The organism is Bellilinea sp. (assembly GCF_034432615.1).
Taxonomy (GTDB): domain Bacteria; phylum Chloroflexota; class Anaerolineae; order Anaerolineales; family Anaerolineaceae; genus Bellilinea.
In genome coordinates this window covers 1-8,936 of the sequence record NZ_DAOUBL010000310.1, presented here as the reverse complement: position 1 = coordinate 8,936, position 8,936 = coordinate 1, and the positions used below count along the sequence as shown (strand labels likewise).

Below are 8,936 nucleotides of genomic sequence, written 5' to 3'. Positions count from 1 at the left end.
GCGATATTGGGGGAGGTGCAGGAGGGGGCCGATAATTCGAAAGTTGATGTAAAAATGATTTATCCCGAATTGACGTTAAGTCTGGATTTTTATCCGTTTTCTGTCTTCCTGGCCTGAGGTATCCCCATGCGTAAAAATTCGGATCGTTTCAGCTACTATGCAATGATCTTGCCGGGGCTGGTTTTGTTATTTGCTTTCACTTTCGTTCCCTTGTTTTATTCCATCATTGCCTTCCAAAAGTTCAACCCGGCCCTTGGCATTCAGGGTTCGCCGTGGGTCGGACTGGACAATTTCCTTTATATCTTCCGTGTGCGGGATGCGCGGCAGGTGTTCTACAACACCATTTTCATCGCGGTGATGAAAATCGTCCTGCTCGAACTGGCCGCCATCACCTTTGCCCTGCTGCTCAACGAACTGCGTTACCTGCGCGTCAAACGCGCCGTGCAAACCATGGTCTATCTGCCGCACTTCCTCTCGTGGGTGATTCTGGCGGGCATCCTGCGCACCATTCTGGCGCGCAACGGGCTGCTCAACGACTTTTTAGGCTTGCTTGGCATCGCGCCGGTCTATTTTCTGGGCCGGCCGGACGTCTTCCCGTGGCTGATCATCCTCAGCGATGTGTGGAAGGAATTTGGCTTCGAAGCCATCCTTTATCTGGCCGCGCTGACGGCAATTGACCCCACCCTTTACGAGGTCGCCGAATTGGACGGCGCCAACCGCTTTCAAAAAATGTGGTACATCTCCATTCCGGGCATCCTGCCGACCATTGTGCTGGTCGCCAGCCTGAGCCTGGGCGGCATTCTCAATGCCGGTTTCGATCAAATTTTCAACCTGTACAGTCCCATCGTCTATTCCACCGGTGATATTCTGGATACCTATGTTTACCGCGTCGGCCTGATTCAGGGGCAGTACAGCATCGGTACCGCCGTCGGCCTGCTGAAAACGGTGGTTTCGCTCATCCTGATCGGCATTTCTTACTGGTTTGCCGGCAAGTTTGCCAATTACCGCATCTTTTAGGAGGTACACACCTCATGGTCTATTCCAAACGACTGCAAGACCGCATTGTGGACTGGCTGATTGCCGCCTTTTTACTGGCGCTGGGCATTTCCACCCTGTTGCCGCTAATCAACACCCTGGCCATCTCGCTCAGCGAACGGGCAGCAGTGAGCGGCGGGATGGTTAAACTCTGGCCGGTGGGTTTCAACCTGACCGCTTACGATTACATTTTGAAGGATGTCAAATTCTGGCGTGCTTTCGGCATTTCGGTGCTGCGGGTGGTCCTGGGCGGGCTGCTCAACTTTGGGCTGGCCATTTTGACCGCTTTTCCACTCTCGCGCAGCGAAAAGGCCTTCCCCGGCCGCACGGTTTTTGTGTGGCTGTTCGTCTTTGGCATGATTTTGAACGTCGGCATCGTCCCCTGGTACCTGACGATTGCCGGTTATGGGCTGATCGACTCGATCTGGGCGCTGGTTCTGCCCGGCGCAGTGCCGATCTGGAATGTCATCATCCTGATGAATTTCTTCCGCAACATTCCCAAAGAACTGGATGAGGCCGCCCGCATTGACGGCGCCAACCCCTGGCAGCTGCTCTGGCACATTTACCTGCCCACTTCGCTGCCGGCGCTGGCGACCATCACCCTGTTTTCCATCGTCGGCCACTGGAATTCCTTCTTCGATGGGCTGATTTTGATGAACAACCCGGACAACTACCCGCTGCAAACCTACATTCAGCAGCTGGTCATTGCCGACCGCCCTATCCTGCACGGCGGGCAAGCGCAGTTGATGGCCAAACTCTCCAACGCCACGCTCAACGCCGCCAAATTGTTTGTGGCGATGATCCCGATTCTGATGATTTATCCGTTCCTGCAGCGCTACTTCGTGCGCGGCATCATGCTCGGTGCGGTCAAGGAATAGGCTGCCTCACGACGAGAAGCGCAGGATATAGCGCGAAACTCCGTGGATGAACAGGCGCGCCGATTCGCCCGCCTCGCGGTCGGTATCGCCTTCTTCCAGCCCGATCACCTGCGGGTACCAGCCCTTTTCATCCAGAATCTTAACCGGCGGCGTCCAGCTGTGCGGGTCGCTGATGTCAGGCGTCAGGCTGAGGTAAATGCCGTCCTGCCCCCAGCGCGGGTCAATGGCGCGGTTCATCAGGATGACATACTGCTGCAAGAAGCGGTTCCAGTGCACCGAAGGCCCCCAAAAGGTATCCGGCTGCGGGCTGTACCAGTCGGCCTGCACCGGAATGACCGGCGTCACCGCACCCAGCAGGCCGGGTTGCGTCCAGCCGCCGTTGTGCCATTTCCACACCCGCCCCACCGGGCAGGCGCGGTCCTCAAAGCGCATGCGTGCCATAGAAATGCCCTGCTGGGCCACATCGCGGTAGTAGGTACCAAATAGGAAGTAAAAATAGCGTCTTTCGCGGTCGAGAATCACGCTGAAATCGCCGTTGCCGCCTGCAAACCAGTAGTTATGCTTTTCGAGATTGAGCGTTTCCGGTCCACCGTTGAGGATGATGCCCAGATCGTCCCAGGTAGCGCCGTTGTCGTGGGAGACCACCGCCCCAATCATCGGCGCCGTCAGCCGGAACTGGCGGCCCTGCTGGTACTCCTCGCCAATCAAATGGGCTGGTTCGTTGTGATACCAGCCGTAAAGCGTGCCGTCCTCATCCGGGAATACTGATTCAATCCACCTGCCCCCGTCCCGCCAGGCGGTGTAAGTGATTTCTCCGATGCGGGACAGGTGATTCAGGTCACTGCCCGCCGAAAGCACCGGGTGACCGGTGGAGGTCAGCACGCGTAGCTCACCATCCCGCCACCAGCAGGGGCTGTTGCAATCGGCTGGGCTTGGGAAGTGCATTTCTTCAACCGGTTCAATGGCAATAGATATATTGGCTACACGCAATTTTTGAGGTTCGCTCATCTTCTTTTCTCCGTATTCTGCTTCGTTTTTGTGTTTTACCGCACCATCAGCAGCAGCGAGCCTTCCTCCGGTAGAAAGTCAATCTCCAGCCCGTCCTGCATCAGGCTGCGCCCGCTGCGCTGCCATTCCACTTCCCCTTCCAGCCCGCGCACCGTATAAACGCGCTCCGCCTGCAACTGCTGCAAACGGATGATCCGCCGCTTTTCCCCGCCCGGCAGGCGGAAGATGAACAGCAAATGCTCGCTCCCATCCGGCAGGGCATACTGGAAAGCCGCCCAGCGCTCGCCTGTCCCGTTGCGCCGCGGCTGGTCGGTCAGGCGGTATAAATCCGCCTCGCGGATAAAGCGGCGCACTTGGCGCTGGTACAGGCGGTTGTGCTGCCCGATTCGCCCAGCCAGCCAGGCCGGGATTTCGGTCAGTTTTTGGGAGATGCCGTACCAGCCCAGCATCGAGATGCGCGTGTAATAATCCCATTTTTCGCGGGTCAGGGCGGGGTCGAACGGGTCAAAGCGCTGGTAGGGCGGCGGGTCAGTGTTGCGCCAGTGGCTGTACGTCCAGTGCAGCAGCACATTTGGGGCAAGCATGGCGCTGGCGCCCCAGAATATCTGCAGGTCATGCACTGGCCAGTCCGGGTCGGAAAGAAAGGTCATGTGGGTATGGCGCAGCATGCCCAGGTCAATGCGCAGCCCGCCCGATGAGCAATTTTCCAGCACCACATCGGGAAAATCCTGCCGGATGCGCGTCAGGACGCTGTAATAGCCGCGGTAATGCTCGTACAATCCGTCACCTTCCTGATGACCGTGATCGGTGCGGTTGCAGCCAGCGCCCGGGTCGAGGTTGAAATCCACCTTGATCCAGTCCGCCCCGAATTCGCGGATCAGCCGCGCCAGAGTCTGATAGGCCCACTCGCGGCCGGCCGGGTTGCCCATGCATATATACCCCAGCGGTCGGCCGTCCCGCAGAGCAGGCAGATCCGGACGTTCCACCGCCAGACTGGCCTTTTCACCCAGCGCTTCAATTTCACACCAGATGCCGAACTTCATCCCCAGCGCATGGACACGCTCCGCCAGATAACGGATGCCGTGTGGAAAGCGACGCCGGTTGACCAGATGCCAGTCGCCGCGGTAATCGTACCAGAAGGTTTCGGCATCCGCCGGGCCAAACCAGCCGGCATCCAGCGTGCACACCTCAAACCCCAGTTCGGCGGCCTTTTCGGCGTTGGCCAAAAACACCGCTTCGTTGATTTCGACATCCTCATACGGCCACCAGTGATTCCACTCCACCGGCAAACGCTCCGAAAGCGGGTTGCGCGGGTACCAGAACTGCCGTCCGACCCGTGCCAGCCGCTGCGAAATCTCATTCAAGTCGGCCCCGCCCGCCAGAACCAGCGGCGCACCGCTCAGCGATTCGCCCGGCTTCAGGCGTTTGGAAAACAGCCAGTCGTGCAGCCCGCCGCTCAGCCGCACTCCACCGCCATCCAGCGGCTCAAAACGCAGCACCCAGTTACCCGACCAGGCTACCGCCGCCGAAAGCGCCTCCCCTTCCGGTGTGAACATTGCCGCAAAAGGATGATGCCCTTTGGAAGAACGTCCCGAGCGCGATTCCAGCACAAAATGTTGATAGGGTTTGAAGGGCTGCGGCTCGAACTCGCTGCCCCAGTTGCCGCTGAACCCCAGCAGACTCAAACCGTCCGCCAGCAGCGTGACATCCAGCGAATCCAGCCGCTCGACCTGCAATTCTGCCAGCCCGCGGTTGATCAGGCGCGGCTCAAGTTCCCACACTCCGCTCTGGCTGAAACAGCGGAAGACCTGCTCAACGGCCCAGCCTTCCCCATTGAAACGCAGCACATGCTCAACCAGCCCGGCAGCCGGTTGAAGCTGCTCCCTGCCGGTGAAAGTAAGGTCTTGGCTGGTGTAATGCCGTCCGTTGACGGTCACCCCAAACAAACCGGAGGGCAATACCGGATGCAGCCAGTTTCGCAACGGACTGCTGATTTGCGTCAATCGCAGGCGGTTCTGTTCGAGGACAAATTCAAACCCGCTGCCCTCCTGCTCAAGGCGGAAATCGGTCTCACTCATTCCGGATCCTCACCGAAGCGCTCAGCGCGGGCTTCCACCGGCAGTTTTTGCATGCGAATCTGCTGAATGCGCTGATTCAGAAAGGCGATGGACTGCTCGTCAATCTGAAAGTTGACCACCACATCCGGCATGCGTCCCGTCCACTGCTGAATCTGGTCGGCGCTGGTGTGGGTCACAATCAGATGATCGCACCACTCCACCAGCTGACGCACCGCCTGCGGGTCTTCGGCAGCCAGCGCTTCAATCTGCCATTCCGGCCGGTAACCGTAGAGAATGTGTTTGATGGTGTGGGCTGTGTTTTGATTGGTGCAGATCACGGCAATGCGCTCTTTGGGCAGACGGGCAATTTTGAGCAGCGAATCGGCCGTCAGGCGCGTATCTATGCCGACAATTTTATTGGGTGGAAAGCCCTCCCGGCGGATGACATTGGTCAGTTCGGCAAGGTGATGGTAGGTGGTGATGACCAGGTCCTTGCTTTTCAGCACCGCCGCCGGATTTTTGTAAAAATGGGAAATGTTCTTATACTCCACCGGCAGGTTGAGGACTTCATTCAGGCGTTTGCCCATCTCGATGGTGTCGTAATCATTGCATTCGTAAAAAATCAGGTCCACCATGCTCTGGGCATAAACTTCACAGACTGCCTTGCGCTGAATTTCCATCAATTCCTCCGAGCTCAGCCCGGCCGCCATCCCCTGCCAGACCATTTCGACAAACTGGTTGTAGAAATAATCCAGCAGTTCGCTCTTGGTTTTGGTCGCACCGCCCTCGCTGCGCCGCACGGTATAACCGTGCCAGCCGCTGGCAGAGAGTTCGATCACCCCCATGTCCAGCAGCATCTGATAGGCTTTATTAACCGTATTGCGGTTCGAGCCAATTTCCTGAGCCAGTTTGCGCACCGGCGGCAGACGGTCGCCTGGAGCGTACAATCCGCTGTTGATTCGCCGGAGAATGGCCTGTGCCACCGCTTCGGCACTGACAGGTTCACGCGTCATAAGCACCTCCCGTTTGTCTAAAGACACGGACAAATGACATTGTTTGCGGTAAGTATATATTCATGCTGCCTTTCTGTCAAACAAAGTTGAATTTTTTTATCGGTCAAGGTTCGGAGGAGGTCTCTCGACCGGCATCGGCCTCGGTTTCGGATGAGAAGAAGAGTGTATCTTCAGGACATTCCATACACCGGGGCATTTTTTTGGGGGCATTGTGCCTGTCGAGTAAAAATGGTATTCATTGGAATAACCACTTGACTTCACCCACCAGCGTACTAAAATAGACAATAATGATAAATTATATAAATATTCTAAATTGGACAATTTCATGAAACAATTTTCTGTTTTCCTGCTTCTTGTTTTGATACTCTCCGCTTGCCGACCGGGTAACAATCCAGCCACCGCTCCTGACCGCGGAGCCAGTCAGGCAGAATTTCAATGGATCTTTGAAACAACCAACGAACCTCTGGTGATCACAACCGTGCCGGACATTGCTCGCCAGGTGCAGGCTCTCATTCCCCTGCAAGGTGGTTCCCTGACGGTTTCCGGTGCCGACGGCACCCGTTACACACTGGAAATCCCGCCAGACGCCCTGACAACCGAAACCCTCATCAGCATGACTCCTCTAGCCAGTTTGGAAGGCATCCCTTTTGGCAGCAGCGAGGTCATGGCGGTGCAGCTTGAACCTGAAGGCGCCTTCTTCAACAATTTTCTAACCCTGACCATCACTCCACCACAAGAAATCCCCCTAGATCAGCAAATTTTGTACGGTTTTCAGGGCAGCCAGAACGAGTTAACCCTGGCAGCACCGGTTATCAATTCCGCCGAAATCAAGATTTTGATTCAACACTTCAGCGGATACGGGGTCACGAAGGGACTGCTGGCGGATATCGAACCGTACCGCCAACGGCTGGGTGGAGCAGCTGAATCCCGTTTGCAAAGTGAAGCAGCCTATCAGCTCGGTCGTGTCCGCCAGCAACAACTGCTCGGTACTGGCGATACAGGGGATGACCTGAAAACCATCTTCGAAGACCTGTTCGCACGGTTTGACCGGGAAGTGGTTCAACCTCGCCTTTCCGCCGCCGGAGAGTCCTGCGCAGCCGGCAGACTGGCACTCCAAACCCTTTTGAGTGTTGAACGCCAGAAACAATTACTGGGCATGAGCTCAGATGAGGATGCGAGCAACATGCAAAACTTATTTGAAACGGTGGGTATGACCTGCCTGAAGGAAGAATACCAACTTTGCGCCAAAGATCATATCATCCATCGCATGATCCCGGTTTGGTTAGGGATTGAAAGGCAATCTCAACTGCTTGGCACTCCTGAAGGAGGAACGCCTCTCACGCAGGAAGCCCGCCGCCTGACCGAACAATGCCTGCGTTTTGACCTGGAATTTTATTCTTCGGGTTCATTTGATGACGGAGGAGACGGGTATGACTCGGTTGTCCGCTCAAAGATACCTATACGATTCAACACAGGGGATATGAAATTTACCGGCAAAGCCCCGCTGGTCAACGAATCTTTCGAGTTTCGAGTAAAAGGCTGCCGCGTGAACAATCAGCGGGGCGGCAGTACGTTTGAACTAATTGACTTTGCATACATTTCCGATACCCACTCACCCAATGACCAGTTGGGCTATGTGCGCGATTTAAATATGACCTACTTTCCGGAACGCACTACTGAATCTTTTACGATTACCTGTCCGGGCCCGCCAGATGTTACATACACTTTTCCTCCCAGCCCGCTATGGTGGGGTATTTATCTCGTCACCCATTTTGAGGAATTAGGTGACATGGATAGTGGCATTTCTGTTCCGCCTGCCGAATTATTAGAACAACTGACCTTTGGGGGTGGAATGAATTTGCCCGTGAATGCCGGAGGTGGCTATACTGCCACCGATTGGGAAATCCTTGGCGGTGAGTACTTTGCAAAAAAGGAATGGATCAAAGAATTGAGTGGCGAGGGCGTCGTTGAAACAGGCACCTTCAAACTGTATCACCGGCCGGGAGAGTAAAAATCCAGTTTGACGCAGCGAACCTCTCCTGTGCAGGAGGAATCTACCCGCACTCGATCAACGGCTTGGTTGAAAATGCGGAAGGCAGATGGAGTTTGGCGTAAGCACCTGCCACGGCAACTAACTGAATCTTGCTGGGAAACCTTATACCAAAGGTATAATTACGTAAGTTCCGAATCAGTTTAAAACCTGAATGGCAAGGCATTTACCCCCCTCCCAAAATCATCGGGGCGTTTTTCAGGCAGGTGCAGGTATTGCCAAAAATTCTCAGGTTCATGAGAAAACGATCGGCCGCGAATTCAACTTTTGATAAGTTTCTGTTTTTTTTATCCTCCTCAAAGGCAACCTATGACACAAAATGTTCTGATCAGTGGAGCATCCTCCGGAATTGGCCGGGCAACCGCGCTGCGCTTTGCGCGCGAGGGCTGGAACGTTGGACTGGTGGCACGCCGTGAGGCGCTGCTCAACCGCCTGCTTGCAGAACTGCCGCCGGGCGATCATTTTATCTGCGCCGGTGATTACGCCCAGGCTGATACCGCCCAACGGCTGGAATCCGCTCTCCAATACTGGGGACGCCTGGATGCGCTGGTCAACTGCGCCGGGGTGTTTCAAACCGCCGATCTGATGACCGACCCGCTGGAGGAATGGCGCGCTTCTTTTGACACGATGGTCAACGGCGCACTGCGCCTTTCGCGGCTGGCAGCCGCATTCATGAGCGGCGGCGGGCGCATCATCCACATCACCTCGATTCACGGCGAACGCGCCGAGCGCGGCGCCAGCGCCTACAGCATGGCCAAAGCCGCCATCAACCAGTTATGCCGCGCCCTGGCGCTGGAACTGGCCGAACGCGGGATTCTGGTCAACGCCATCGCGCCGGGCTTTGTGGACACGCCGATGAGCGTGGTCAACGGCGTGAACGAGCTGGAAAGTGAAT

General features: G+C 56.1%; 7 protein-coding genes. 4 read left to right on the top strand and 3 right to left on the bottom strand.

Going from position 1 to position 8,936, the window contains the following annotated elements; genetic code table 11:
* Positions 1 to 126: 126 nt before the first annotated feature.
* Positions 127 to 1,017, top strand: coding sequence for an ABC transporter permease (locus VAE48_RS14060; protein ID WP_322793959.1), 891 nt, complete (start codon positions 127 to 129; stop codon positions 1,015 to 1,017).
* Between the two features lie 14 nt (positions 1,018 to 1,031).
* Positions 1,032 to 1,913, top strand: coding sequence for a carbohydrate ABC transporter permease (locus VAE48_RS14055; RefSeq protein WP_322793958.1), 882 nt, complete (start codon positions 1,032 to 1,034; stop codon positions 1,911 to 1,913).
* A gap of 6 nt (positions 1,914 to 1,919) precedes the next feature.
* Here the strand turns inward: VAE48_RS14055 and VAE48_RS14050 are convergent, their stop codons facing one another.
* From VAE48_RS14050 to VAE48_RS14040, 3 genes are read right to left on the bottom strand one after another with little or no spacing between them, the layout of a single operon-like run.
* Positions 1,920 to 2,921: a hypothetical protein gene (locus tag VAE48_RS14050; RefSeq protein WP_322793957.1), complete on the bottom strand. Its 1,002-nt coding sequence runs from the start codon at positions 2,919 to 2,921 to the stop codon at positions 1,920 to 1,922.
* Between the two features lie 35 nt (positions 2,922 to 2,956).
* Positions 2,957 to 4,999 (bottom strand): alpha-galactosidase, encoded by a 2,043-nt coding sequence (locus tag VAE48_RS14045; protein ID WP_322793956.1) that lies wholly within the window; start codon positions 4,997 to 4,999, stop codon positions 2,957 to 2,959.
* A complete protein-coding gene (locus VAE48_RS14040) occupies positions 4,996 to 5,991 on the bottom strand; it encodes a GntR family transcriptional regulator (protein ID WP_322793955.1) in 996 nt (331 codons plus the stop codon). Before VAE48_RS14040 ends, VAE48_RS14045 begins: the two co-directional genes overlap by 4 nt.
* Positions 5,992 to 6,316: 325 nt before the next feature.
* On the opposite strand from VAE48_RS14040, the gene VAE48_RS14035 reads away from it, so the two are divergent.
* Both VAE48_RS14035 and VAE48_RS14030 read left to right on the top strand, forming a co-directional pair.
* Positions 6,317 to 8,002, top strand: a complete 1,686-nt coding sequence (locus tag VAE48_RS14035) for a hypothetical protein (protein ID WP_322793954.1) — start codon at positions 6,317 to 6,319, stop codon at positions 8,000 to 8,002.
* Between the two features lie 348 nt (positions 8,003 to 8,350).
* Positions 8,351 to 8,936 (top strand): SDR family oxidoreductase (locus tag VAE48_RS14030; protein WP_322793953.1); only part of this gene is annotated, 586 nt, incomplete at its 3' end.